Source organism: Nostoc sp. EspVER01, assembly GCF_034530635.1.
In the GTDB taxonomy this organism is placed as follows: domain Bacteria; phylum Cyanobacteriota; class Cyanobacteriia; order Cyanobacteriales; family Nostocaceae; genus Nostoc.
Genome location: NZ_JAVRCS010000002.1, coordinates 83,647 through 108,463 on the forward strand (window position 1 = coordinate 83,647; position 24,817 = coordinate 108,463).

A 24,817-nucleotide genomic window follows, 5' to 3' on the forward strand; every position below is an offset into this window, starting at 1 on the left:
GTTAGCGGATAGCTAAGGTTTAGCCCATTCTGACTCCTGACTCCTGAATTCTTTCTTGTTAAACGTCGTAGATCAAACATTCTACGGAAGCTGGATGGCGATCGCAATAATTTTCCAAAGAGGTTTTCTTTGATTTTGCTTGCTGTTGATGAGATTTCTCGGCTTGCAATTCTTCTACAATGTCCCAGGCTACAGCACAACCAGCAGAATTACTGCCATCTAAATCGCAAGTTGTCCGAGCTTCAGTAATGGCTTCAGTAATGGCTTCTTCAAGATTTGCTGCCTTAGCAGTTTCAAATTTTAGGGTAGTTGTCATGATCATTTCACCTTTAATTTACGCAGATAGATATTAGGAAATAGGGAATCGTTTTATTTCCTATAACCTGTTCCCTCAATCTTGCATCCCAAATTCAGAATGTCAGTCAATTGTCAGAGGAGTTTGATAGAAGTTGATAAACACTTATAAACGGTAACAAATGCTTAATAAATCTTATTTATTCTCAATATTTTATGCCTAACTCTTGTCGCAGACGATACAGAATTGTATTCTGGTCAACTTGAGATAAAATTTCTTGAATGACACTGCTAGCGCCCAATTGTCCCCAAGTGCAGCCTTTTTCGAGATAGACTTGGGCAGCTTTACCAACGGAATATGCGCCATAACCTGCGATACCAGCTTGAGCGATCGCACTGCCAGCAAAAGCAGTAATATTGCTGGGATTATCACCACTAGTTATTGCGGCAGTACTCTTACCTAAACCCAAAAGCAAACTACTACCTAGTTCTCCCAGTAGTAAACCACCAGAACTAAATAAAATCGTTTTTAAAATTTTCCCGGCTTCATAGCTAGTCATCGGCAAACCATATAATCTAGCGAGAGCGCGAATTAAAGCTAAATCAGCAACAGTTCCGCCAAGGATATCTAAAAAGGCGATGGGATTGAGCATTACTGCCAAAGCTTTGTATTTGGTAAATTGCCAAATAATTTCTTCGGCTTCCTTTTCGCGTAAATCGATGGTTTTTTGAGCGATCGCGGCTTCTGCATCCCGTGCTTGGATGAGTGCATTTAAAGCCAGAAGCGATCGCCCTTCCCGATTGAGAATATTCAGAATTATCTCTTTGAGTTCGTCTACTTGCGGTGGTGGTGTTTCCCATTCATAACTGACACGCCCATCAGGCCATTCCACCCGGACTTCCATTGCTGCTGGTTCCGCTGCCACCATCACAATTTCATCAGGTAGTAGAGGCTTTGCTTCAGGATGCCCTGCACCCAGTTGTTGTAAATTTTGGTAAATTGCTCCTTGGTCTGTATCTGGGTAAAGGTCTATTTTGTTAAACACTAAAATCAGGGGTTTTTGCGATCGCCTTAATTGCAGCAGCGCTTGATACTCAGTGCGCGTGATATCACCAGACACGACAAACAAAATCAAATCCGCCTGATGTACCACCTCTCGTGCCATATCCGCCCGTGACTCCCCCTCAATTTCATCTAATCCAGGGGTATCAATTAACTCTACTAGCACCTTATCACTGGGCTGCCAGCGCACGGAACGGGGCCATTGGGTGACACCATTCAGGGGCCCAGTTTGCAAAATCTTGTCTCCCAGCAAGGCATTTAAAACTGCTGACTTTCCCCGACTCACCAAACCAAAGACGGCAATTCTAATGACGTTAGAATCTAGCTTGTTGAGTGTGGCATTCAAAGCTTCCAATTCTGGTTTCATCAAACCTACCAATTCTGGGTTAGATGACAACTGTCCTGACTTACGAAGATATCCATACCAAGAAAGCGCTTGTCTGAGACTGGCGCGGGCACGATTTAAGTGAGTTTCTTGCACATTACGATAAACCGACATAATATCAACACTTTTAGCCTTCACTCTCTCTAAAATGCTCATCCAATGCTCAAAAAACTTACTTTCAGCATTCGATTGTGAATAATAGGTATGAATTTGTACTCATTAACCATGCTTAACTAATGCTCACTTTTTCAACCCCATGATCAGGGGAAGGAAAAGTTAAACACACCTCTCTATCTTATATCCCTAAGTTCTTGGACTAATACTCTATATATAGGACATAAAAAGTCTCTAACTTTATGAGGTCAGAGATTAGGTGTTTTATAAATCTTAAGAAATATGTGACTAATGTATAGCTTCAAAGAGAGACTAACGCCAAAATCTACACTTAGATCGGAGGCGGATTGGCTCCGGCTTTGTTCAGTTTTAGTCTGGTTTGAAATCCTCTTATGTAACTCTCTTCTCTACAAGAGGCTGCCCCAACATGACGTTACACGTAGGTTGCTTCCCTGTAAGGGTACAATTTTGAAATTTTAATTTTGAGTTGTTAATCTGGGTATCCTAAGAAAGACAAGGTTAGATGATATAGACGCAGGAACAAAGTTTATAACTTATGTATGAGTAGAGAAAACAACTATAATTTCTACTACAAAAACTGATTGAACAATTAGCCAACTCATTCTATAAAAAGAAGAGTGCTGAGTTCCGTTAGCGCTGAGTGCGGTCAATCATGAAGGTAAAGGCTCGTCTACACCCTCATACCAATTTTGCGATGCCTGCGGTAAATGCTAGCCTACGCAGATGGTGAGAACTTTGATTGAGCAAGTTTTCTTATAAGTGCAGCCTGAAATTCTGGACTTATAGGAGCAGTCTTTTTCAGATTAAGACATAAATACTAATTATATAAGAAATTGAGGAACAGCCATGCGAGGAAATGAGCGGGAAAAAATACGCCATCTGTTGGTCATCCAAGACCTGGAAGGGCGGCGAACTGTCCCCTTGCGAGAGACTACTTATTCTCTGGGGCGGCATCCTGCAAACACTATTGTCTTGGCTTCCCGATCAGTATCAATGCAACATGCAATTTTATTGCGAGTAACTGTTCCAGAAACTGACCAATACGGCTTCCAGATTATTGATGGTAACTATAAGGGAAAAGGAAGTACTAATGGCTTATTTGTAAATGGCACTAAATGCTTTTCTCATAATCTTAGGCATGGAGATGTCATTGCTTTTGGCAGTAATAAAGCTCAGGCTAAATATTATGCTATTTCCAACATTTCCGAACAAGCATTTTCTGAATCTTTTGATGTTGAAGACTTATCTGGTTTTTTTTCAGAGCAAGCCAGTCCTGCCAATCCTTTTCAAACCCTAGCCATTGATCCCAGTTTTGAAGCAGCTAGTGAGTCTGCTCTAGCTCGCCTAGCATCCTTTCCTGAACTTATTCCCAATCCAATTATTGAGATGGATTTTGAGGGAAGAATTACGTATCTCAATCCAGCCGCAGCTATCAAGTTTCCCAATCTTAGGGAAGTTGGGACAGAACACCCAATTTTAACGGGACTTTTGATTGGAGCTAACAATTTAGAAAAAAATTCTTTTGTGCGGGAGGTGGAAGTAGGTACAGAAGTTTTTGAACAATCCGTACTCTATCTTCCTGAAAGCGATTTAATTAGAACTTTTATTATTAGAGATATTACAGAGCAAAAGCAAGCTACAGCTGAATTGCGCCAGCGCGATCGCTTGCTACAAGCAGTTGCAGAAGCTGCCAATTATTTGCTAGGAGAAATGAATTACGAAACTGGTATCGATCTAGCTCTAGCTGTACTGGGTGAAGCTGCCAAGGCAGATCGTGCCTATCTCTTTCAGAACCATCTTCACCCGATTACAGAGGAAATGGCAGTCAGCCTAAGGTTTGAATGGACACAATCTTTTATTGAATCTACCCATCACCATTGGCAGAATCAGCCTTATCAAGCTCCTGAATTAGCCCGTTGGTACACAATTCTCTCTAGCGGCCAGTCGATTAGCGGTATCACTCAAAAATTTCCTGTCGCCGAACAAAAATTCCTGATTAGAGATGGCATTAAATCCCTTCTCTTGGTACCTCTTCGCTTGGATAATGATTTCTGGGGGTATCTTGGCTTGGCAGACTGCACCTTTGAGCGTCATTGGTCAAAGCATGAAGAATCTACTCTTTTGACCATGGCCGCCAGTATTATTGGTGCGCGGCAGCGTCAGCAAGTAGAAGAAAAGATTCGCTATCAAGCCCTCCATGACTTGCTGACAGGGTTGCCCAATCGTCTGTTATTTAATGAGCTGCTCAGTAAAACTCTGCCTAACGCCACTCGAAATGGCGAAAGTTTAGCTGTGATTTTCCTCGATTTGGATCGCTTCAAGGTGATTAATGATACTCTGGGGCATACTCTGGGAGACCAATTGTTACAAAGCGTCTCTCAAAGATTAAAAGACTCACTCAGAGGCGGAGACACTGTAGCCCGTTGGGGAGGCGATGAATTTACTATTTTACTCCCACGAGTCAATGATATTGAAGAGGTAACTCTGGTGGCGCAGAGAATTTTACAAGCCTTAGAGGATGCTTTTCATCTCCAAGAGCATGAACTTTATGTAACTGCTAGCCTCGGTATTGCCTTACTTGATAGCAACAGCCCTGACACCGAAACACTAATCCAGCACGCAGATGCTGCTTTGTATTACGCCAAGGACAAAGGGCGGAATAACTATCAATTTTACAGTGTTTCCCTGAGTGCTAAAAATCCTGAACTCCTGACTTTAGAAAAGAGCTTGCGCTATGCCCTAGAACGGAATGAATTTAAGCTTTATTATCAGCCTCGTGTGAACATTGCCACAGGAGAAATTACTAGTATGGAGGCTCTGTTGCGTTGGCAGCACCCAGAGATGGGATTGGTTGCCCCTAGTGTATTCATTCCTCTGGTCGAAGAAAGTGGATTAATTGTCCCCATCGGCGAATGGACTCTACAGACGGCCTGTAGCCAAAATAAAGCATGGCAAGATGCTGGATTGCCACCGATTAAAATCGCTGTCAATCTTTCTCTGAAGCAGTTCCGCCAACCAAAATTAGTAGAGACTATAGCTAAGGTTTTAGAACAAACTGGTCTGGAGCCGCGCTTTTTAGAATTAGAAATTATGGAAACCACAGCGATTGAAGACTTGGGTTTTACCAGAAGGGTGTTAGAGGAGCTACAGCAGATGGGTATTTACATCTCCATCGATGACTTTGGTACAGGTCATTCCTCGCTCTCGCGCCTACAGCTTTTGCCACTCCACAATCTGAAAATAGATAAATCTTTCATTCAATATTTGACGCAGGATGCCAAAGTAGCTCATATTATCCAGGCCATAGTTACCTTGGGACACAGCTTGGGATTAAAGTTAACAGCCGAAGGGGTAGAAAAGGAAGAGGAATTGGAATTCTTGAAATCTATCAACTGCGAGGAGGTGCAGGGTTTTTTATTCTACCGCCCACTTTCTGAACAGAAAGCAACAGAAGTTCTCGAAAGCAAACGACTAACGATCTAGACCAGTGAGGATACAATAAAATTCATCGTCCTGCTGCCGACCTTTTTCGTCCTATGCTACCAGTCATATATTCCGACGAATTTTTAGATCACAAGACTGGAAAATACCATCCCGAAAAACCAGAACGTTTAAGTGCGATCGCAAATGCCCTAAAAGCAGCTACATTCGCAGATCAAATCACTTGGCACTTGCCTACACCAGCATCAGAACAAGCATCACTGATGTCTTCGTTGGTTAAAGCACATAGCCCAGCCTACATCAAAAAACTGTGGCAAATCGCTTCTAGTGGCGGCGGCCCTTTGGATGGAGATACGCCAGTTTCCCCGCGTAGTTATGATGTGGCATTGTTGGCAGTCAGTGCATGGTTGGATGGAGTTGAGGTTGTGTTAGGGTCGGCTAATCCAGCTTTTGTACTAGCGCGTCCCCCAGGACATCATGCTGAAAGTGATGCAGGGATGGGCTTTTGCCTATTTTCTAATGCCGCGATCGCTGCTTTATTTGCTTTAGAACAACCTGGAATTAACCGCGTCGCCATCCTTGATTGGGATGTACATCATGGTAATGGTACTCAGGCGATCGTGGAAACTGAAGCACGCATCGCCTATTGTTCTCTACATCAGTACCCATGCTATCCCGGTACGGGAAGATCGACAGAACGAGGTTTTCACAATAATGTATTAAATTTACCAGTACCCCCTGGTAGTGATATTGCTGTATATCAGCCACTATTTGAAAAACAGGTAGTACCGTTTTTAGCCAACTTCCAGCCAGATTTACTAATTGTGAGTGCTGGTTACGATGCCAATGCGGAAGATCCTTTGGCAAGTATTAATTTACAGCCAGAAGACTACGCTTTATTTACTGATTATTGTTTGGGGCTAACTCGTAAAATTCTGTTTGGCTTAGAAGGTGGTTACGACTTCGATACTCTTTCTCAATCAGTTGTAGCGACGATTGAACGTTGTTTACTTTAAGCTTGTCTTGTTTGATATATAGCCGTAGTCACATAGGTTAGGACATTTTGAAAACGTGAATGCTAGGAATAGTAATAGTTTTACCTTCTGCCTCCTGCCTTCTGCCTTCTGCCTCCTGCTATATATACCGACGATCGCAATTAACAAGGGTAATAGCCTAAATTCTCTACGAAGATTTGGGAACACTGAATACTGACACGGTTATAGCTGACATACAGTTATGAAAATTTCTCACAAACTGGTTGCAAGCTTTGTTGGTGTTTCCTTATTAAGGATTGTAGTTGGTGCGGTTGCGATCGCCAACGATGGTTGTGCGATGCCTGAAACAGTGCGCTCGCGCATTTTTGATCCTTTTTTCACCACGAAACCCATCGGCAAAGATACTGGTATGGGCCCCATGCCTCACTCCCTTTCTGATAAACTTCATAGAATCTTCAGAAAGAAAAATTTTCAGCGGGGTTCTGAAAGAGCTAAAGTTTTGTTAAGATGCAATTGCTAGCAGTTTCTCAGCGAAATTCACCTATCGGGGTGTGGAGAAATAAAAAGCACAAGCAGCACAAATTTAAAAAGGTGAAGCAATGACCACCTATATTTTTTTCGATGAAGCCCTACGAATGCTGACCAACGCCTATTTGATATCAGTAGTACTGTTAATGGCAGCTTCTGGTATAGGTTTGGCGGTGATTGAGACAATAGAAAAGACAGGAGAACGCTAAGTTTACGGATGGCAATGTAGTTCCTGCCAAAAACCTTTGGATACAAGTGTTCGCTGTGAATAAATCCTGGGAACACTAAAGGATGAAAGTCTTATAGCGTTATAGTCTTACCTGTAAATCTACCAAACATACAGTTAAAAGTAACGCTATTGGGACTCTAACCAAGGAGCTACTACAATGGGTCTATTCGACGCTGTGTTGGGTACAGAAAGCCAAACCCAAGCAGCACTCAATCCAGCGGAAGCTTTTGCTGTCATTATATTGACGGCAACGGCTTCAGACGGTTATCTTTCTGTTGAGCAAGCAAATTCTACCATTTCTGTGCTGTCTCGGATGAAACTTTTTAAAAGTTATCCCAATGAAATGATGAACAGGCTGTTTGACAAAATCTTGGGCATTCTCCAGGGTGATGGCTTTAATGCTTTGTTTAATGCAGCCAAAGATTCTCTATCTCAAGAGTTGCGGGAAGCAGCCTTTGCAGTGGCCACTGATTTAGTCTTAGCTGAAGGTATTATACCTGAAGAAGAAAAAAACTTCTTAAATGATTTATATCAAGCTTTAGGGGTTTCTAGTGAGATAGCAATACAAATTGTGGAAGTAATCTTAATTAAAAATCGCGCATAGGGCAATCGAACATAACTTGTTATGCCCATTGTCCTTACTTGATTAAACTGTATAAGTAGCTTATAAACAAAGTGTGGCAAGGAAGTTGAGCTTCTTTGCCACTATTTTTTGCTGTTCTTTGATTATTTATTTGCGATCGTTCAATATCGATTAGAGATATTGCATTACAACGTCTCTAGATTGATCGTATAAATTATCTCATCTCAACAATATTATGTCATAATTCGATTTTATGATTTTGAACTTTAAATTGTAAATTGCTTATGCGTTGTTCTGCCACCCTAAACCAACTGGCTGAAGTTATTTTGGCCCATTCTGTAAACTTATCTGAAACTGCTTTAACACAAGTCACTAGCGGTATCCAAACAGATAGTCGTACCTTAAAACCAGGTGAAGTATTTGTCGCTTTCCGAGGTGATAAGTTTGATGGACATGAATTTGTACCAACTGCGATCGCCAAGGGTGCAATAGCTGCAATCGTAGATTTTGAATACGAAAATCCGGGATTTCCTGTACTAAAAGTAAAAGACACCCTCAAGGCATATCAACAAATTGGCAGATGGTGGCGCGATCGCTTTAATATTCCTGTAATTGGCGTAACGGGTTCGGTGGGTAAAACTACAACCAAAGAATTAATCGCCGCAGTTTTAGGAACGAAGGGACGAGTTCACAAAACTTATGGAAATTACAACAACGAAATCGGTGTCCCGAAAACTCTCTTAGAACTTGGCGCAGAAAATGACTACGCCGTGATTGAAATGGCGATGCGCGGTAGAGGACAAATTGCCGAACTGACACAAATAGCGCGTCCAACAATTGGTGTGATTACCAATGTTGGGACGGCGCATATTGAGTTACTGGGTTCAGAAGAAGCGATCGCTGAGGCAAAATGTGAGTTATTAGCTGAAATGTCTGCTGATAGTGTGGCAATTCTCAACCACGATAATCCTTTATTAATGGCCACGGCGGCGAAAGTTTGGCACGGAGAAGTTTTGACTTACGGCTTTTCTGGCGGCGATATTCAAGGAAAGTTAATTGATAACGAGACAGTGGAAGTTGCAGGAATCCAACTACCACTGCCTTTACCCGGTCGTCACAATGCGACTAATTTCTTAGCAGCTTTAGCGGTAGCAAAGGTGTTGGGAATCGATTGGGCAACCCTTAAAGCAGGTGTGATGGTAGATATGCCCACAGGGCGATCGCAGCGATTTACTTTACCTAATGATGTGGTAATTTTAGATGAAACTTATAATGCTGCACCAGAAGCTATGATCGCAGCGTTGCAATTATTGGCAGACACACCCGGAAAGCGGAAGATTGCCGTATTGGGTGCAATGAAAGAATTAGGAGAGCGATCGCAGCAGTTGCACCAGCGAGTGGGAGAAACAGTGCGAAAGTTGAATTTAGACGGTTTGTTGATTTTGGTAGATGGAGAAGATGCCGAAGCGATCGCTCAAAGTGCCGAAGGTATCCCATCAGAGTGCTTTGCAACTCATGCCGATTTGGTGGCTAGGTTGAAAACATTTGTGCAAACAGGCGATCGCTTATTATTCAAAGCTGCCCATTCTGTAGGACTAGATCGGGTAGTTAATCAGTTACGTGCAGAATTTCCCAAATGATACCAATAGAAACTCTCACAACAATCCCCGATAACGAATAAAAAGCAAAACCACCGCCCACGACCCTAACGCGACTTTGACTGCAACTAGAATATTCAGCAAGGGGACAATTCCCCCACTCAAAAGTGCGCCCATTTCTCCGTGGGGTAACTCAACTCCAGTCAGAGTTATAGCCGCCAGTACAATGAAAACAAGAACCGAAACTTTCTCCCATGTAGCGGCGTGGTAGCGCTGGTAGATTTCTTGCATCCACTCCGGTGATGAGGTGATGGCAATCAAACCGATCGCAGTTCCACCTGCGACTCCAGCCGCAAAACCACCGCCAGGGCTGAGATGCCCCCGAATAGCTAGTTCAATACTTACCATCGCAGCAATAGTCGCTCCCAGACGCGCCAGCACAATGGATGGTTGATCGGTAAAACGATAGATCGCACAGGACGGCTGTTCATTCGCTAGCAGAAAATTAACTCCCATAATGGCGATCGTAAATACCACCACCTCGAAGATAGTGTCATACAACCGATTCCTAAGAATGATCACTGTTACCGCATTGGGTATGCCACCATCTTTAACAACCGATTCAACGATGGAGAAATCCGGTATGACTGGCGCTGAATTCGGCAAGACGAGCATTTTTACAAACAGCGCTATCCCTGCTGCAATGTAGATCCATTTCATTTATGCTTCTCCCCTTCAGCTGGTGTACTTACATAACTCAGGATTGTCGCTGTTGATGCAAGTTCGGTTTGCATGATCTCATAGATGCGTTTTACCCTAATGGTGGTGTGATAAAACTGTTTTTCGTCCTCACTGGTTGGCTGGTTTTGTTCTCGTCTGACACAAGTTGCATGGACTTCTTTATCCATCAACGCCCGTTCTAAAGCTTGGGTATTTGGGTAGGGAACCAGTTCTAGACGCATCTGGCGTTTGCGAAAAATTGTGCGTAAGTCGTCCATCAGTTGCCCAAAATGCTGTTCGTCATCTGCCTCGTCTTTCACCAAGCCAAGACGCATCACCAGGGATGAACGTACTGCCACCGCGTAAAGGGTAATTGCCAGCATAGTACCCACCAATGCTTCAGTCAAAGCAACATCTGGCGCTCCTAAAACCGCATATACCATTGCCGCCACCGCTCCCAATATGCCGCGAATTACCAGCGCATGATAGGGATTGACCTGAAATACCACCATACACGCAGCCAACGGCAGTAGGGCGATGATGATATAGAGATAGCTATCATTCATAGTTACCCTCGCTACTAGAACAGTAAGCCAATACATACCCCAGCACTGTATTCCAGATGGCCAAGGAGATGAGAGCGAGGATGAGTAGCGGCCATTCGCTGGGTATCTTTAAGAGCAGCCCGATAATGATACTCATTGAGCCAAGGGTGTCTGCAACCGAAAGACTATGGAGTTTGAATAATAGCGATCGCTTGCCCAACAGAGGAAAGGTTCCCCAAAACCAGAAGAAAAGTCCTAACCCTATGCATATATAACCCAAAAAGTCAATCATACTTCATTCATTCGTTTGATTACATGAGCCAGCAACATTAAGCCAGCATTTCCCACACTTAGGATGATGACCCCGACAACACCAATCATCCAATCATCACGGAAGACGGATACCACCAGAATCATGATTGAAGTTTTGGTGGCAGCACTGGCAAATGCGAGCATTTTTTGCCAAATATCATCATCTTGCCATGCCTCATACATGGGGATGAGCAGTGCCAAAATCATGGCAATCAATACTAGATTCAGGATCATACTTTTCTCCTCCGTCGCACCCAATGTACTTCGTACCAGCCTGCTTCGTGGTATTTCAAAACAATGGTCTTTGGCGTAAAGGTAATTAAGAAGATATCTAGGAATACAAGCCCTGGTGTGCGTCCTGGTTTAACTTGTTCCATCGTTATATCTTCGTATTTATGCGGGCGGAGGATGAGTTGAAATGCCTCAATATACGCCTGCGGAATCGCCACCATAATTTCACCTAGCACACGCAGCCAATCTTTTAATGATTGTTTAGCTGTGCGACCACCCGGCAATAGAAGTGCGATGCTGATGCCAATGATGATATTTGCCACGCTGAAATCGGCAGTGAGCAAAAACCAGATAGTCAGTCGCAATATTAGATTTAAATACCCAACCATGCAAATCCCTTCCAGAACAATAGGATTAAAATCAGACTCATGACACCGATCAAATGGTCAAATTGTTCAAGGACACGCGGTAGCTTGAGTGCTGAGTGTTTAAAAATTAGTAAATACGCCAACCATCCAATGCCGATGGTTGCGAGGGGTTTAATGATATTCTCAACGGTGTACGCCTCGTAATACGCAATATTAGCTAGGAACAGCCCACCGAGCAATAGAATCATGGCTGCCCAAAAACCAGGCTTTACCTCCGCTTTTCCCCCACGCGGCAGAAATATGAATTTGGCAAAGGATATTGCTGTTCCGAGGGCGGCAATATTCATAGCGATCGCTTGCCAAGGCAGCAAATTCTTCGTTGTCAACACCTTCGCCCCAAAACCGGATAACAAAGGAAAACCAGAGATCGAGAAGCTGGCTATAACTAAGGCGATCCAGATTGGGGTAGCGATCGCTTGATGTTGCAGTTCCTTGAAATTGCGACTCGGTAAAGCCCCGGCAATTAGAAAAAGCGCCGATTTAACCAGTCCGTGCGTCAGCGCATAAAAACCACCCACGGACGGCGCAGCGAGGATAAAGCCCAACTGCGAAACCGTGTGAAACGCTAGCATCCGTTTGGTATCTTTTTCAAATACTGCATAGAAAACTCCCAAAAGCGCCGTCCCAACTCCAAAGGTTCTTACTATCGGATCAACCTCTGCCACCATTAGCGCACACCGCACCAATGGATAGACACCAGCTTTTACCACAACTCCCGATAGCATCGCCGACACTGGCGTTTCCGATTCCGAGTGAGTCAACGGCAACCATAATCCTGATACAAAAATTCCTCCTTTTGTCAAGAGTCCCAAAAAAATCAGGGCAAGGGCTTCTGGAGGTGCTACGCGCAAGCCTTCAAAACTAAAGGAATGATGCGCCTGATATGCCAACACCGCGCCAACCAGATAAAAAAGCATTGCCACGTTGCTGATAAACAGATAACGTAAGCCAACCCAAATCGAGCGGTCAGTCCGGGGATAGGCAATCAACAGAAACGCAGCAATACCACTCACCTCTAACGCCACGTATAAACTGATCAAATCCGAACAGACAAACGCGGCATTGACACTGCCGTGCAAAATGATCAGTTGTGCGTAAAAAAAAGCTGTCTTATCGCTGTGCCAACAGTAGAGGATGACTGCTGCCGTCACCAACGCATTAGTTAATATAAAGTAGCCGCTTAATTGATCGACTGTTAAAATAACGCCAAAATTATCTATTAACTGTAGTGTTAGTGGCGACTGAGTGACAAATAGCTGCAATGCATATCCTGCGGAAGCAAAAGCAACGCACAGAGCAAGATATTTGTCAAATTTTGGGAGCAGATAAATGACAAAGCCCAAAAAAAACGGTAGTGCAATCCATGCGATGGTAATGCTATTCATGGCGTATTATTCTTCTCGATTTCGTTGCTTTCCAAAGTCGGATTATCTCGTGCCAACTTCATAACGCCGACGAGCATTAACGCCTGAATCGAAAATCCGATCACAATCGCCGTCAATATAACCGCCTGGGGAACCGGGTCGGCGTATCTGATATTTTTGACGTTGGAAATAATTGGTGTGAATAAGCCATTTCGTGATGCAATTAGCACGTAATAGGCGATAACCCCGGTACTCATGACATCCATAGAGATGATCTTCATAACGAGGTTCTTTTTAAGGATGATGCCGAAAAATCCGCAAAATATTGTTGCGAATATGCACGCTTCTAACACGGAAATTGCCTGTTGGATAAGGATTGAAGGTAAAAGAGAAAAGAAAATTCGTCTCTTTTAGCTATTTTCTGTTTAAGAGGATGTTTTAAAATGTGCTGGCTGATGTATCAAAAACTTTAGATCCTCCTAAATCCTCCTTAAAAAGGAGGACTTTGATTCCGGTTCCCCCCTTTTGAAGGGGGGTTAGGGGGGATCAATAAGTACCTAAAATTACAGCCTAAAACTTTTCAAACAACCTCTAAAGGTAAAAGTAACTAGCCTATTAAATTGGCTTTCTCTAAAGCTTCTTTTTCTTCTGGTGATTGTTTGAATGCAAACCGCAATAAAGGCGGTGCTAAGAAGGTTGTCAAAATCACCATAATCACGATCGCAGCTTGCAATGGTTTATCAAGAGTACCACTAGCTGCACCAATGGCGGCAAACACTAACCCAACTTCGCCACGGGGAATCATCCCCACACCAACCGCTAACCGATTAATTCCGGGTTGTCCAAAAACCGACCAACCTGTGACAACTTTACCGATAATTGCGATCGCAATTAAGAAGGTAGCAATAATTAATCCTTCTCGATTTTCTGGAACTAAAGGATTAAGAACGCCTAAATCAACTTTCGCACCAACTGTCACAAAGAAAACTGGTACTAAGATATCAGCAATCGGTTTAACCTGCTCATCTAGCTCTTTGCGTTTATCCGTTTCATCCAAAACTAAGCCAGCTGCAAATGCGCCTAAGATAGCTTCTAAATGAATGGCACTACCCAGAAAAGCCATGAAAAAGGCAAAGATAAATGCTGGGATAATTAAGTTGCCTCGCGTTTGTAATTTATCAGCAATGGCAACAAAACTTTGATTGAAATATTTCCCTAATAAAATCGAGCCAATGAGAAAGACTGTAGCACTGACAATTAGATAAATGACGTTGAAAATATCAACCTCACCAGTTTTAGCAAGACTCGCAACCACTGCCAATACAATGATGCCTAAAATGTCATCAATTACCGCTGCACCGACAATAATCTGTCCTTCACGAGATTTTAACTGCCCAATTTCTGACAAAACTTTGGAGGTAATCCCAATACTAGTAGCTGTGAGCGCTGCACCTGCAAAAATCGCTGGAATTACTGGGGCATGAAACAATAAAATCAACCCCGCCGTACCAGCCGCAAAAGGAACAGCTACCCCAACACAAGCAACAATTGTCGCTTGATAACCGACCTTCTGTAATTCTTTTAAGTCTGATTCTAGACCAATTTCAAATAACAGAATGATCACACCTAGTTCGGCAAGCACAGAAACAACCTCACTCTGGCTTTGAAAGATTGATGTGACGGCATCAGGACTGAGGTTATTAATGAATTGCAGGATAGTCATGATAATGGAGTCGCTACCAGCTGCTCCACTGTCGGGAAACACTACCAAATGCAGAGCAGAAGCACCCACAAGCACCCCACCAACTAATTCTCCTAAGACAGGTGGCAAGTCCATCATTCTAAATAATTCGCCACCAATTTTACTAGCCAGATAAATGACTACTAAACTTAGCAATACTCCAGTCAGCACAATAGGAGCATATTCCGCCTCGTTAGTTGTTGCTAGTAAAGGAGACTGTAAACCTACGGTGAGAAAACTTAAATCGGCAAACGAATTAACTATTGGTTCTGAAAAAATCATGTTTTTGCTTGTGTTTCTGATTTATTTTGAAGCCAATTTAAGAAATGCAATTTATATCTCGTAATTCGTAATTAATGATGTAATTACGAATTACGAACTTGTACTGAGCGTCTTGCCCTGAGCGTATCGCTAAAGCGAAAGCTCCGCTAACGCGTAGCGTCTCGTAGAGAAGCCGTTGGCGTGGTAACTGAGCGTAGTCGAAGTGCAGCCTCTCGTAGAGAAGGGAGTCGAAGTATTACGAATTACGAATAGGTGTCAGTGTAAGTACCAACGCCAGGATTATTAGCCTCAGCTGCATGAGGATTAACTAAAGCAACGGCTTGTTTAAGTGCATCTATACGATCTGCAAACATGTGATGCTCTGGTACAAACCTCGAAATGCCAAACTTGTCTAAGCGCTTTTTGACTTTGCTAGTTGCACCAACAACTAACACATTACGACCTTGTTCACTAGCATCTTTGATAGCGTTTTCAATTGCCAAAGAAGCAGTCACACCCAACATTGGTACATCTGTCAAATCCATAATCAGCACATCAGAGTCTGCCATTGCTGAATGTTCACGAGCGATCGCTTTGGATACCCCAAAAATCATCGGCCCGCTCAGGTAAAATAGCAGTACACGTCCATTAGCTAGATCAAGCCATTTTTTCTCTTCATCATCCAAGATAACTGCGTCATCAGCATCGCTAATTACCTTCACTTCCTGAGATTGTAATTCCGAGAGGCGATCGATAGTTAAGATATTAGCAATGAACACTCCCACGCCGACGGCAACAATCAAGTCAACAAATACGGTTAAAAACAACACACCGTACATGATGATTGTGCCTCTCAGCGACACCCTGTGAGCGCGTTTCAAGAAGCTCCAATCAAGAATGTCAACCCCGACCTTGAGAGCAATACCAGCCAACACCGCCATTGGGATAGGTTGAGTGATACGCGCAGCCCACAAAACTACAACTAACAAAATTAATGCGCGAGTTAAACCAGAGACAGCTGTTCTAGCACCAGTTTGGATATTAACTACCGTTCCCATCGTGGCACCAGCACCAGGTAGCCCACCACACAAGCCAGATACTAAGTTACCGATACCTTGACCAATCAATTCTTTGTCAGATTTGTGTTCGGTACGGGTCAAACTGTCTGCAATTACTGCCGTTAGTAGAGTATCAATACAACCCAACATCCCCAACATTGCCCCATCAACAAACATGATTGTCATTTGGGATGCTGTAAAGACAGGCAATTGTAATGTCGGCAATCCTACGGGAATTTCCCCAATTCGTCTGATATCCGTACCGCCGAAAATGGTCAAAGAAACTATAGTTCCGATAATTAATGCTACTAACTGGGGAGGAGCAAAGCGCTTAAGCTTGCGTGGCATGAAGAAAATAATTGCCAGCGTCAGCAAGCCCAAAGCTGTTTCAGCAGGATTAATCTGAGTTAATAACTGAGGCAGATTTTGCACCATCCCCAGTACGCCACCTTTAGGGTTTGGCTGTCCGACAAAAGGAGCAATCTGCAAAATAATCAGAATCACGCCAATCCCAGACATAAACCCAGAAATCACGCTGTAAGGCATGAGGGTAATGTATTTACCCAACTTAAATATCCCAAAAAAGATTTGAAATATTCCCGCTAGCATGACTACGGTAAATGCCATTGCCAAGCCGTTTTCGGGGTTAGCTGCGGTCATGGAACCGACAATTGCAGTCATAACCACAGTCATTGGCCCGGTTGGCTCAGAAATTAAGGTTGGTGTCCCACCAAATAAGGCTGCGAAAAAGCCGACACAAACTGCACCATAAAGGCCAGCTACAGGCCCAGCACCGGAGGCAACACCGAATGCTAGCGCTAGAGGTAACGAAACGATCGCAGCAGTTAAACCACCGAATAAATCGCCTTGTAAGTTTCTAAAGTTGATCGTATTAGTCAATGACATACTGGGGTTTTGGTTACAAAAACAGCAAAATAAATTTTGGGTTGTAAAAATTGCCAGCTACTTTGCGTAAGTTTCATGTTTTATTGCCATGAAAAATTAGACAAAGAAAACTTTAATTCTTTGCAAATCAGCAGGCTATAGTGCCTTTCTAGATGGCGAGTCGCTAAACACGAATCTCCAATAGGGAAGGCTTAGACCAAAGACGGTTCAAAAATTTGACTGGAAAAACTTACAAGAGTTGCAAGTTTTATTGATTGTCAAGTTCAATGCGATCAATAATAGCTTACAGCTTTATATGACAATGTTATTAATTTACAAGCCATAATATTAAATCAATATTAAATTGCTTTCATAGATAAAAGGCTATACGTGTTGGCTAACTTTGATTACAATATTTTTTTGGCTTGTGACTATATAGTATGTAGCTTGTTAATCCAAAACAATGAATCTACCGCTAGAAAGCCAACGTCTCATACTGCAAGACTTTGTAGAATCAGATTGGCCAGCAGTTCATAAATACGCTAGCGATCGCGAAGTTGTGCGTTATTTGACTTTTGGCCCAAATAGTGAAGAAGATACTAAAAATTTTTTGCGAAGAGAGATTTCATTGCAAGGCGAAGAACCCCGTCAGCATTTTGCCTTAGCAGTGACTTTGAAAGCCCAAAAGCACTTAATTGGTATCTGTCGCATATCCGTTAAAGATACTGACAATAAAACAGGCTCTATTGGATACTCTTTTTCTAAGCAATTTTGGGGGCAAGGATACGCAACTGAAGCTGTAAAAGCAGTTATATCATTTGGTTTTCAGGAGTTAGACTTACATCGCATCTTTGCAACTTGTCACCCAGAAAACATTGCCTCAGCAAGAGTTATGCAAAAAATCGGAATGCAACAAGAAGGATATTTGCGAGAACACCATTGGATTAAGGGAGAATGGCGAGACTCTTGGCTATATGCCATCCTTGAGCATGAATGGAGAAGCGTCAACATAATTCGTAATTGATAATGACGCTCGCAGACTCGCTACCGCTACGCTAACGTAATTCGTAGTTGCAATTACTTTAGGGCTTGAACCCTTTTTAATTAGGAATTACGAACTTGTACTGAGTTTCGACTGCGCTCAACTACCGCGTAGCCGTAAAGCCTGCGGCATAGCTACGCTTCGGGCGCAGCCTCTCCAAGAGTTGTATTACGAATTACGAATTAGTAATTATTTGGTCAAATGATGATCTTCTGAAAATATCACCCATAGACGCCTGGATAGACTTCAGTTAGAAAGACTAGGGCTGTTACTGTAGCGTCTTTGAAAAAGAATTGCTGCAAAATTAGTCACTAAACAGGTGATTGCTAGCCACAGCAAGATATAAGTAGGAGCCATCACCACACCAATCATGAACCAAGTATATACGTGCAATATCATTACAGAAGCGAAAAAGCTAGCGATTCCAGCAGATTGCCACACTTGATATGATGGGCGACGTAACGCTACCAGGCTCATCGTTAAAATTGTGACAAGTAAGTTCGCTGGTACGAGAAATGCACAGATACCTATGCAGTTGCCACGAGAAAATTCAGCTAAGGTGTTAAAATCGAGCATTAATTTTGTTGGGATAGATGTTAACTGTTTAAGAATTTAGTTTATTGTATTTAAAATAACGAAATATATATTAAGGTGTAAGTGAGTAATCACATTGCAAATATAACATAATTTAAACTATTGAGTTGCCTTTTGATACTACCAATAGTTAGTTAATTATAAAGATTTTGGATAAGTAGGGTGGAAAACACCCACCCTAGCTAAATTAACCCGGTAAAATTACCGTATCGATAACGTGTACCACACCATTATCAGCTTCGATATCTGCTGCTAAAACTGTGGCATTTTTAACTTCAAAACCATCAGAAGAATGAATTTTAATGGGTGAACCTTCCACAGAATTAACCGTACCGAGTTGTGCCAAATCAGCCTTTAGCAGCTTTCCCGAAACGACATGATACTTTAAAATCCGCGTTAACTGGGGAATGTTTTGTAACAAAGTTTGGATAGTTCCCGCTGGTAACTTGGCAAAAGCATCGTCATTTGGTGCAAAGACAGTGAACGGGCCAGGACTTTTTAATGTTTCTACTAAACCAGCAGCTTGTACAGCTGCCACCAGTGTTTTAAACGACTCAGCCGTAACTGCAATATCAACAATATCAGCCATATATCTTACCTAAATCTCTGCAAAAGATTTTAAAGGATAATAAACCTCTTTTAAGTTTTATTAAACAAAATAAATTTAAAATCAGGCGTTGAATAAACTACATCTAGATGCGTACTCCTGTCAGACATCACCTTATGATTGTTTCTAGGAAAATTCCGTTATAAAAGAAATGTCCGATCGCACGTATGCCATTCTGGGAACTGGAGCATTAGGTGGGTTCTATGGCGCCAGACTGCAAAAAGCTGGGTTGGATGTCCACTTTTTGCTCAAGAGTGATTACGAACAGGTAAAGAAATATGGTTTAGTGGTAGATTCCAAAGACGCTGACTTTACCCTTCCTGAAGTCCACGCCTACAACGACGTAGAAAAAATGCCACAATGCGATGTGGTAGTGGTGGCACTGAAGACGACGCAAAACCATTTACTACCAAAGATGTTGCCACCTGTAGTTAAAGATAATGGGGTGGTGTTGGTATTACAGAATGGACTTGGTGTAGAAGAAGAAGTCGCTGAAATTGTTGGTAATGTAACGGTTATCGGTGGATTGTGCTTTTTATGTTCTAACAAAGTGGGCCCAGGGCATATACACCACTTAGACTATGGGCATATAACTTTCAGTGAATATACCCCTAACTATCAGCCTAGTGGGATAACTGAGAGGATGCAGCAAATTGCTGATGACTTTGAAAGCGCTGGTATCTCAATTGAATTAGCTGAAGATTTACTACTAGCACGTTGGAAAAAGTTGGTTTGGAATATCCCGTACAATGGGCTTTCTGTGATTCTCAACGCTAGAACAGATGAATTAATGGCGTATGAGTACACCCGCAAGTTAGTTGAACAGTTGATGTATGAAGTAGCGGCGGGGGCGAAAAGTTATGGGCGGATTATTAGCGATCGCTTCATTCAAACAATGCTCGATTATACTGTCAAAATGACGCCCTACCGCCCCAGCATGAAAATTGACTACGACGAACATCGTCCCTTGGAAGTAGAAGCAATTTTCGGCAACCCATTACGAAAAGCCCAAGCAGTAGGTGTGGATTTAGTGCAGATTAGCTGTTTATACCACCAGTTGAAGTTTTTAGGTGCTAGGGGAAAGTGATGGAGATTAAGGAGATGGGGGAGAAAAGGGGAATGAGGGAGACAAGAGAAGCAATTCTATTCTTAACTCTTAACTCCTAACTCCTAACTTACCACTCCCCCAATTTTTAACGCAGGGATTCAAAAATGACGGCTATTGTAATTAAACACAACAGGATAATTCCCAGTGGAAGCAAAAACTGTTGTAAAAGGTACAGCAGTATGGGTATGATTTGTAAGATGCCCAAACCACTTGATAAAACGTAAGCGATCGCAATGCCGAATAGCACCAACAAAAAATATTTTAAGGATTTTGAGGCAAAGCGAAATATTTCATGCTGAAGAAAACAACTTTACCCAAATCAAAGCTAAAGCTATAAGTTCTCTAGCTGGACTTTTTCGAGAACAGGGAGAATTTACCAGAGCAACTTTTCATCATTCAGAAGCAATATAAATTCTGGATAAAATCGGTGCAAAATCAGACTTAGCTGAGGCTTATTATCAGTTGGCATTGACTCATAAAAAAATGGGTGAAATTGAGCAAAGTAGAGAAAGTTTTGTACAAGCGGTCGCACTCTTTAACGAAATGCAAGCACCCAGGCAAGTTGAGAAATTACAAACAGCAATGGAGTATTTTGAAAAATAGTAATAGTATTTGATTTTAACTGACGATTTTTCGGCTAATAGCCTCTCCAATCTGCGTCAGTGTTTCTTGTTCTTCGGCAGTAAATTCGTAGGGAATCGGCTTGGCAATGCCTAAAGTACCATGCAATTGGCCATTCAGCATCAGCGGTACTGCGATGGAACCTTCTACCTTCGTTTCTTTTGCTGAGGGTCTGGCCACTCCTGATTCGTCGGTTTGCAGGTTGCAAATCTGTACAGGTTGCTTGCGTTCAGCGGCGACACCGGCCATTCCTTTACCAATAGGAATTATTGTCATTTTAGGCAAAAGCAATTCTGGAATGCCTTGGTAAGCCTTTACGTGCAATAACTGGCTGTCTTTATCTAGGGTATGGATGCTACCTGTAGAGCAGTCGAAAGCGTTCAGGATTTCGGTCAGCAGTCGTCTCCAGTCGATGGCAGACCCTTCTTCAGCCAGGGTATCAAAAATGGGTTTGGTATCTGAAGTCATAGTCGTAGAAAATAAAGTTTGGCCGAAAACGCGCAAAATAATTAGGAAAATTCATTTAGTAAAACCAATCTCCCCTTTCCACATTCCGTAAAAAGTCACGGGAATTCATGGGGCGATCGCACCTAGAGAGGTCTGTTGTCTCCATAATTAATATGGATGGAATTAGAAGTTGATGCGATCGCTTTCAGTACAGATGGCAAAACTTTGATCGGTGGTAAGGATAAAATTATCAATATTTGGCAACTACCATAGTGATTTAGTCCCCAATCAACTGAGGAACGGTAGAATATACCTAATTTTCGTAGCTTCAAAAGCCAAATTATGACGATGCATTCCACACTCCAACGTGCATTTACTAACCGCCGCGTTCTCAAAGTGATTAGCGGTTTAAATAACTTCGACGCCGCTAGTGTCGCTGCTACTGTCAAAGCTGCTGAATTTGGCGGTGCTACTTTTGTCGATATTGCCGCCGATCCAGCTTTAGTCCAGCTAGCTAAAAGTTTGACAAGTTTACCTATTTGTGTATCAGCAGTAGAGCCAGAGAAATTCGTGCAAGCTGTCGCAGCTGGTGCTGATTTAATTGAAATCGGTAATTTCGATTCCTTCTATGCTCAAGGACGGCGCTTTGAGGCTCCAGAAGTGCTAGCGCTGACTCAGCAAACCCGCGCTCTCCTTCCAGAAATTACCTTATCTGTAACCGTTCCTCACATCCTGGAACTAGATCAACAGGTACAGCTAGCAGAAGAACTGGTGAAAGCTGGAGCGGACATTATCCAAACCGAAGGCGGTACTAGCAGTAACCCAGTTCACCCCGGAACTCTAGGATTAATTGAAAAAGCTGCTCCCACCTTGGCAGCAGCTTTTGAGATTTCCCGTGTGGTGTCAGTACCAGTATTATGTGCTTCCGGCATTTCTAACGTTACCGCACCATTAGCGATCGCGGCTGGCGCTGCTGGCGTTGGTGTTGGTTCTGCCATCAACCAACTCAATAGTGAAGTCGCAATGATTGCCGCCGTGCGTGGACTAGTAGAAGCCTTAGCGACTGCAAATGTAGTAAGGAGTTAAGAGTTATGAGTTAGGAGTGATGAGTAATGAGTTATGAGTTATGAGTTATGAGTTGAAGAAACTTATTTATTCCAAACTCCTAACTCCAAACTTCTAACTCCTAACTCCTAACTTCTAACTCCTAACTTCTAACTCATAACTTCTTTCAACGCATAAATCACCTGATCTTGCTGCTGTTGTGTCAGTTCTGGGAACATAGGCAAGGATATAACCTCATGGCAAGCTTGCTCTGCTATTGGTAAGTCCCCAATTTCATAGCCCAGACTTTGATAAACTGGCTGCAAATGTAAAGGGTGGGGGTAGTAAATCATTGAACTCACGCCCTGTTCTTGCAATTGACTACGCACCCAATCTCGGTATTTGGCACTAGAACCATTGCGCCCTTCGCCAGATATGCGAATAGTGTATTGATTCCATACCCCAATACCCCCAGGTAATTCTTGGGGCGGAACAATCCCCGGAACTTGACTGAGGAACTGATAGTAATAGTTGGCGATATCTCGGCGGCGATCGTTCCAAATATCTAAATAACGTAGCTTAATCTGCAAAATGGCTGCTTGGAGAGCATCTAAGCGGCTATTTACACCGATTTCCTCGTGTAAATATCGAATCTTACTACCATGATCTCTTAGTATTCGCAGTTTCGTGGCGATCGCTGGATCGTTAGTTGTTATTGCTCCACCATCGCCGCAACCACCAAGATTTTTGGTAGGGTAGAAACTAAAGCAACCAATATGTCCAATACTTCCGACTTTTTCACCAGCCCAAATCGCTCCTGTAGACTGAGCGCAATCTTCAATAATTGACAAATTGTGAGACTGAGCGATCGCCATTAATGATGTCATATCCACAGGTTGCCCAAATAGGTGAACCGGGATAATCGCTTTAGTTTTAGGTGTAATCGCCGCTGCGACTTGCTCCACATCTAAATTAAACGTAGTCGCGTCAATATCAACGAAAACAGGCTTTGCACCGACGGCGCTAATTACTTCAGATGTCGCAATAAAGGTAAAAGGCGTTGTAATCACTTCATCGCCTGCACCAATGTCCAAAACTCGTAACGCTAAGTAGAGCGCATCAGTACCAGAATTACAAGCCACACATTCAGTGACAGTATTATAAGCGGCAAACTGTTGTTCAAAGCCTTCGACTAAGGGGCCGCCAATATAGCGGCCGGAAGCCAAAACCTCTAAGACGGCTGCACTTACTTCTGCTTCGATGGTGGTGTATTGCTGCTTGATATCAAAGGCAGGGATGGGATTTACACTTTGGATCATGAGTTCTCATTTTATCGGGAGATACAAAGGATGCACTTCGACAGTCAATTTTTGCTGATTGAATTATTAATCAAAGAGGAGCTACTAAAAGACTATCGCCCAAGATACGCATCTATTAGGGTTTTTACTTAAATTGTGGTGCGGCAAATCACCGCACATTTAATTTACAGATAGTAGGCATACTAGGTGTTTGCCATGTTAAGGTCGTACCATTTTGAATTGATGAAAGTGATATATATCAACCAAGATCCAACACATCTGGTCAAAGTTCCAGGAGTGTGTGCTGCTTTGAGAAGAAAATACTAGGAGATAGAAAACCCATGCAGGATCTGATCGAGCTGGATTTCGTGGATTTAGCTATTGGCGTGGGATTGATGGCGATCGCCATTGGTTTATCTGCCTGGGAAAAATTAGGATTAGAGTTGAACCTAGCCCTTGCTACTGGGAGAACCATCTTACAACTTCTTGTATTGGGATACATTTTAGATTTCATCTTGGCTTTAGACAATCCTTGGGCAGTTTTGGCGCTATTAGCAATAATGCTGACAATTACGGCGATTGTCGCACGAAACCGCATCAGCCAAAAAATTCCTCATGTGTTGCCTTTGGTGTGGGGTGCAATTTTAATTAGTACCGCCGTGACAGTGTTTTACATCAACTTTTTAATCGTTCAACCAGAGAGATGGTACGAACCACAGTATATAATTCCCCTAGCAGGGATAGTCTTAGGTAATGCTACCAATGCAGCTGCGATCGCAGGCGATCGTCTTGTCAGCACCATTAATTCCAGCCATCTCGAAATAGAAACCCATTTAAGCTTAGGTGCAACTCCAGAGCAAGCTGTTAGCCAGTATCGCAAAGACGCCATCAAAGCCGGATTGATTCCTACTCTCAATCAAATGATACTCATAGGTATGGTCGCAATACCAGGAATTACTACCGGACAGTTATTAGCTGGTGTCAAACCTCTAGATGCTGTATCCTACGAAATTTTGATTATGTTTATGGTTGCTTTTGCTAACTTGTTGACAACAGTTTTAGTCACAAAGGGGTTGTATCGTCAATTTTTTAATTCCGCCGCGCAGTTGGTGAGATGAAGAGTGCTGTATATAAATCAATACGCTTGGGTTAAGGCTAAAAACTAAAACTGGCGTAGGTTGGGTTGAGGAACGAAACCCAACATTATTAAGGCTTTGTTCGGTTTCGCTGTTGCTCAACCCAACCTACTATTCTTCTTAA

At 42.7% G+C, this 24,817-nt stretch carries 26 protein-coding genes; 10 read left to right on the plus strand and 16 right to left on the minus strand.

The features are described from left to right. Positions 1–58: 58 nt before the first annotated feature. Complete coding sequence (locus RMX69_RS02360) at positions 59–316, minus strand: Calvin cycle protein CP12 (protein WP_289795137.1); 258 nt, start codon at positions 314–316, stop codon at positions 59–61. A 184-nt stretch (positions 317–500) separates the two neighbouring features. Further along, positions 501–1,898, minus strand: coding sequence for a GTP-binding protein (locus RMX69_RS02365; protein WP_322636403.1), 1,398 nt, complete (start codon positions 1,896–1,898; stop codon positions 501–503). An 825-nt stretch (positions 1,899–2,723) separates the two neighbouring features. Here RMX69_RS02365 and RMX69_RS02370 point away from each other — a divergent pair. Together RMX69_RS02370 and RMX69_RS02375 are read left to right on the plus strand one after the other, a co-directional pair. Further along, positions 2,724–5,360, plus strand: a complete 2,637-nt coding sequence (locus RMX69_RS02370; protein WP_322636405.1) for an EAL domain-containing protein — start codon at positions 2,724–2,726, stop codon at positions 5,358–5,360. A gap of 53 nt (positions 5,361–5,413) precedes the next feature. Beyond that, positions 5,414–6,334 (plus strand): histone deacetylase family protein, encoded by a 921-nt coding sequence (locus RMX69_RS02375; protein WP_289795140.1) that lies wholly within the window; start codon positions 5,414–5,416, stop codon positions 6,332–6,334. Between the two features lie 231 nt (positions 6,335–6,565). Here the strand turns inward: RMX69_RS02375 and RMX69_RS02380 are convergent, their stop codons facing one another. Then, positions 6,566–6,733 (minus strand): hypothetical protein, encoded by a 168-nt coding sequence (locus tag RMX69_RS02380; RefSeq protein ID WP_289795141.1) that lies wholly within the window; start codon positions 6,731–6,733, stop codon positions 6,566–6,568. Between the two features lie 179 nt (positions 6,734–6,912). Between RMX69_RS02380 and RMX69_RS02385 the strand changes: the two genes are divergently transcribed. From RMX69_RS02385 to RMX69_RS02395, 3 genes are all read left to right on the plus strand, one after another. After that, a complete protein-coding gene (locus RMX69_RS02385; RefSeq protein ID WP_190240853.1) occupies positions 6,913–7,050 on the plus strand; it encodes a hypothetical protein in 138 nt (45 codons plus the stop codon). Positions 7,051–7,227: 177 nt separating this feature from the next. Then, entirely contained in the window at positions 7,228–7,674 is a 447-nt protein-coding gene (locus tag RMX69_RS02390) for a tellurite resistance TerB family protein (protein ID WP_289795142.1), read from the plus strand. Positions 7,675–7,937: 263 nt separating this feature from the next. Next, positions 7,938–9,293, plus strand: a complete 1,356-nt coding sequence (locus RMX69_RS02395) for a UDP-N-acetylmuramoyl-tripeptide--D-alanyl-D-alanine ligase (RefSeq protein ID WP_322636407.1) — start codon at positions 7,938–7,940, stop codon at positions 9,291–9,293. A gap of 15 nt (positions 9,294–9,308) precedes the next feature. On the opposite strand, the gene RMX69_RS02400 is transcribed toward RMX69_RS02395, so the two are convergent. From RMX69_RS02400 to RMX69_RS02440, 9 genes are all read right to left on the minus strand, one after another. After that, a complete protein-coding gene (locus tag RMX69_RS02400) occupies positions 9,309–9,971 on the minus strand; it encodes a Na(+)/H(+) antiporter subunit B (RefSeq protein ID WP_069073510.1) in 663 nt (220 codons plus the stop codon). Continuing rightward, complete coding sequence (locus tag RMX69_RS02405; RefSeq protein ID WP_322636408.1) at positions 9,968–10,537, minus strand: DUF4040 domain-containing protein; 570 nt, start codon at positions 10,535–10,537, stop codon at positions 9,968–9,970. Before RMX69_RS02405 ends, RMX69_RS02400 begins: the two co-directional genes overlap by 4 nt. Continuing rightward, entirely contained in the window at positions 10,530–10,808 is a 279-nt protein-coding gene (locus RMX69_RS02410) for a monovalent cation/H(+) antiporter subunit G (RefSeq protein WP_069073512.1), read from the minus strand. Before RMX69_RS02410 ends, RMX69_RS02405 begins: the two co-directional genes overlap by 8 nt. Further along, positions 10,805–11,062 carry a hypothetical protein gene (locus tag RMX69_RS02415; protein ID WP_322636409.1) on the minus strand — a complete coding sequence of 86 codons (258 nt, stop codon included), beginning with the start codon at positions 11,060–11,062 and terminating at the stop codon, positions 10,805–10,807. Before RMX69_RS02415 ends, RMX69_RS02410 begins: the two co-directional genes overlap by 4 nt. Next, entirely contained in the window at positions 11,059–11,448 is a 390-nt protein-coding gene (locus RMX69_RS02420; protein ID WP_289795147.1) for a Na+/H+ antiporter subunit E, read from the minus strand. Before RMX69_RS02420 ends, RMX69_RS02415 begins: the two co-directional genes overlap by 4 nt. Further along, a complete protein-coding gene (locus RMX69_RS02425) occupies positions 11,433–12,872 on the minus strand; it encodes a cation:proton antiporter (RefSeq protein ID WP_322636410.1) in 1,440 nt (479 codons plus the stop codon). The genes RMX69_RS02420 and RMX69_RS02425 overlap by 16 nt, the downstream gene beginning before the upstream one ends. After that, the gene (locus RMX69_RS02430) at positions 12,869–13,204 is read right to left on the minus strand and encodes a cation:proton antiporter subunit C (protein WP_069073515.1); all 336 of its coding nucleotides are present in this window, start codon (positions 13,202–13,204) and stop codon (positions 12,869–12,871) included. Before RMX69_RS02430 ends, RMX69_RS02425 begins: the two co-directional genes overlap by 4 nt. A gap of 254 nt (positions 13,205–13,458) precedes the next feature. Next, entirely contained in the window at positions 13,459–14,874 is a 1,416-nt protein-coding gene (locus tag RMX69_RS02435; RefSeq protein WP_322636411.1) for a cation:proton antiporter, read from the minus strand. Between the two features lie 242 nt (positions 14,875–15,116). Further along, on the minus strand, positions 15,117–16,817 hold the full coding sequence (locus RMX69_RS02440; protein ID WP_289795150.1) for a SulP family inorganic anion transporter: 1,701 nt from the start codon (positions 16,815–16,817) through the stop codon (positions 15,117–15,119). Positions 16,818–17,259: 442 nt separating this feature from the next. Here RMX69_RS02440 and RMX69_RS02445 point away from each other — a divergent pair, with 442 nt between their 5' ends. Then, positions 17,260–17,820, plus strand: coding sequence for a GNAT family N-acetyltransferase (locus RMX69_RS02445; protein ID WP_289795151.1), 561 nt, complete (start codon positions 17,260–17,262; stop codon positions 17,818–17,820). A 264-nt stretch (positions 17,821–18,084) separates the two neighbouring features. Here the strand turns inward: RMX69_RS02445 and RMX69_RS02450 are convergent, their stop codons facing one another. Beyond that, positions 18,085–18,414: a hypothetical protein gene (locus RMX69_RS02450; protein WP_289795152.1), complete on the minus strand. Its 330-nt coding sequence runs from the start codon at positions 18,412–18,414 to the stop codon at positions 18,085–18,087. Between the two features lie 205 nt (positions 18,415–18,619). Further along, positions 18,620–19,021: a fasciclin domain-containing protein gene (locus RMX69_RS02455; protein WP_289795153.1), complete on the minus strand. Its 402-nt coding sequence runs from the start codon at positions 19,019–19,021 to the stop codon at positions 18,620–18,622. A gap of 169 nt (positions 19,022–19,190) precedes the next feature. Here RMX69_RS02455 and RMX69_RS02460 point away from each other — a divergent pair, with 169 nt between their 5' ends. Both RMX69_RS02460 and RMX69_RS02465 read left to right on the plus strand, forming a co-directional pair. Then, the gene (locus RMX69_RS02460; protein WP_322636414.1) at positions 19,191–20,126 is read left to right on the plus strand and encodes a putative 2-dehydropantoate 2-reductase; all 936 of its coding nucleotides are present in this window, start codon (positions 19,191–19,193) and stop codon (positions 20,124–20,126) included. Between the two features lie 444 nt (positions 20,127–20,570). Next, a complete protein-coding gene (locus RMX69_RS02465) occupies positions 20,571–20,750 on the plus strand; it encodes a tetratricopeptide repeat protein (RefSeq protein ID WP_322636545.1) in 180 nt (59 codons plus the stop codon). Positions 20,751–20,765: 15 nt separating this feature from the next. Here the strand turns inward: RMX69_RS02465 and RMX69_RS02470 are convergent, their stop codons facing one another. Then, on the minus strand, positions 20,766–21,236 hold the full coding sequence (locus RMX69_RS02470) for a GAF domain-containing protein (RefSeq protein ID WP_322636415.1): 471 nt from the start codon (positions 21,234–21,236) through the stop codon (positions 20,766–20,768). Positions 21,237–21,557: 321 nt separating this feature from the next. Here RMX69_RS02470 and RMX69_RS02475 point away from each other — a divergent pair, with 321 nt between their 5' ends. Further along, a complete protein-coding gene (locus RMX69_RS02475; protein WP_289795157.1) occupies positions 21,558–22,301 on the plus strand; it encodes a DUF561 domain-containing protein in 744 nt (247 codons plus the stop codon). Between the two features lie 128 nt (positions 22,302–22,429). Here RMX69_RS02475 and RMX69_RS02480 read toward each other — a convergent pair whose 3' ends face one another. Further along, a complete protein-coding gene (locus RMX69_RS02480) occupies positions 22,430–23,578 on the minus strand; it encodes a DegT/DnrJ/EryC1/StrS family aminotransferase (RefSeq protein WP_322636416.1) in 1,149 nt (382 codons plus the stop codon). Positions 23,579–23,898: 320 nt separating this feature from the next. Between RMX69_RS02480 and RMX69_RS02485 the strand changes: the two genes are divergently transcribed. Beyond that, a complete protein-coding gene (locus RMX69_RS02485) occupies positions 23,899–24,675 on the plus strand; it encodes an ABC transporter permease (RefSeq protein ID WP_322636418.1) in 777 nt (258 codons plus the stop codon). Positions 24,676–24,817: the final 142 nt, after the last annotated feature.

Excerpts from the sequence above, each read along its gene's own strand:
- RMX69_RS02460 (WP_322636414.1), top strand. The coding sequence starts at position 19,191 with ATGTCCGATCGCACGTATGCCATTCTGGGAACTGGAGCATTAGGTGGG.
- RMX69_RS02415 (WP_322636409.1), bottom strand. The coding sequence starts at position 11,062 with ATGATCCTGAATCTAGTATTGATTGCCATGATTTTGGCACTGCTCATC.
- RMX69_RS02440 (WP_289795150.1), bottom strand. The coding sequence starts at position 16,817 with ATGTCATTGACTAATACGATCAACTTTAGAAACTTACAAGGCGATTTA.
- RMX69_RS02390 (WP_289795142.1), top strand. The coding sequence starts at position 7,228 with ATGGGTCTATTCGACGCTGTGTTGGGTACAGAAAGCCAAACCCAAGCA.
- RMX69_RS02375 (WP_289795140.1), top strand. The coding sequence starts at position 5,414 with ATGCTACCAGTCATATATTCCGACGAATTTTTAGATCACAAGACTGGA.
- RMX69_RS02410 (WP_069073512.1), bottom strand. The coding sequence starts at position 10,808 with ATGATTGACTTTTTGGGTTATATATGCATAGGGTTAGGACTTTTCTTC.
- RMX69_RS02380 (WP_289795141.1), bottom strand. The coding sequence starts at position 6,733 with ATGGGGCCCATACCAGTATCTTTGCCGATGGGTTTCGTGGTGAAAAAA.
- RMX69_RS02360 (WP_289795137.1), bottom strand. The coding sequence starts at position 316 with ATGACAACTACCCTAAAATTTGAAACTGCTAAGGCAGCAAATCTTGAA.
- RMX69_RS02365 (WP_322636403.1), bottom strand. The coding sequence starts at position 1,898 with ATGAGCATTTTAGAGAGAGTGAAGGCTAAAAGTGTTGATATTATGTCG.
- RMX69_RS02450 (WP_289795152.1), bottom strand. The coding sequence starts at position 18,414 with ATGCTCGATTTTAACACCTTAGCTGAATTTTCTCGTGGCAACTGCATA.
- RMX69_RS02480 (WP_322636416.1), bottom strand. The coding sequence starts at position 23,578 with ATGATCCAAAGTGTAAATCCCATCCCTGCCTTTGATATCAAGCAGCAA.
- RMX69_RS02395 (WP_322636407.1), top strand. The coding sequence starts at position 7,938 with ATGCGTTGTTCTGCCACCCTAAACCAACTGGCTGAAGTTATTTTGGCC.
- RMX69_RS02445 (WP_289795151.1), top strand. The coding sequence starts at position 17,260 with ATGAATCTACCGCTAGAAAGCCAACGTCTCATACTGCAAGACTTTGTA.
- RMX69_RS02485 (WP_322636418.1), top strand. The coding sequence starts at position 23,899 with ATGCAGGATCTGATCGAGCTGGATTTCGTGGATTTAGCTATTGGCGTG.
- RMX69_RS02435 (WP_322636411.1), bottom strand. The coding sequence starts at position 14,874 with ATGATTTTTTCAGAACCAATAGTTAATTCGTTTGCCGATTTAAGTTTT.
- RMX69_RS02420 (WP_289795147.1), bottom strand. The coding sequence starts at position 11,448 with ATGGTTGGGTATTTAAATCTAATATTGCGACTGACTATCTGGTTTTTG.
- RMX69_RS02400 (WP_069073510.1), bottom strand. The coding sequence starts at position 9,971 with ATGAAATGGATCTACATTGCAGCAGGGATAGCGCTGTTTGTAAAAATG.
- RMX69_RS02470 (WP_322636415.1), bottom strand. The coding sequence starts at position 21,236 with ATGACTTCAGATACCAAACCCATTTTTGATACCCTGGCTGAAGAAGGG.
- RMX69_RS02370 (WP_322636405.1), top strand. The coding sequence starts at position 2,724 with ATGCGAGGAAATGAGCGGGAAAAAATACGCCATCTGTTGGTCATCCAA.
- RMX69_RS02405 (WP_322636408.1), bottom strand. The coding sequence starts at position 10,537 with ATGAATGATAGCTATCTCTATATCATCATCGCCCTACTGCCGTTGGCT.
- RMX69_RS02425 (WP_322636410.1), bottom strand. The coding sequence starts at position 12,872 with ATGAATAGCATTACCATCGCATGGATTGCACTACCGTTTTTTTTGGGC.
- RMX69_RS02455 (WP_289795153.1), bottom strand. The coding sequence starts at position 19,021 with ATGGCTGATATTGTTGATATTGCAGTTACGGCTGAGTCGTTTAAAACA.
- RMX69_RS02385 (WP_190240853.1), top strand. The coding sequence starts at position 6,913 with ATGACCACCTATATTTTTTTCGATGAAGCCCTACGAATGCTGACCAAC.
- RMX69_RS02475 (WP_289795157.1), top strand. The coding sequence starts at position 21,558 with ATGACGATGCATTCCACACTCCAACGTGCATTTACTAACCGCCGCGTT.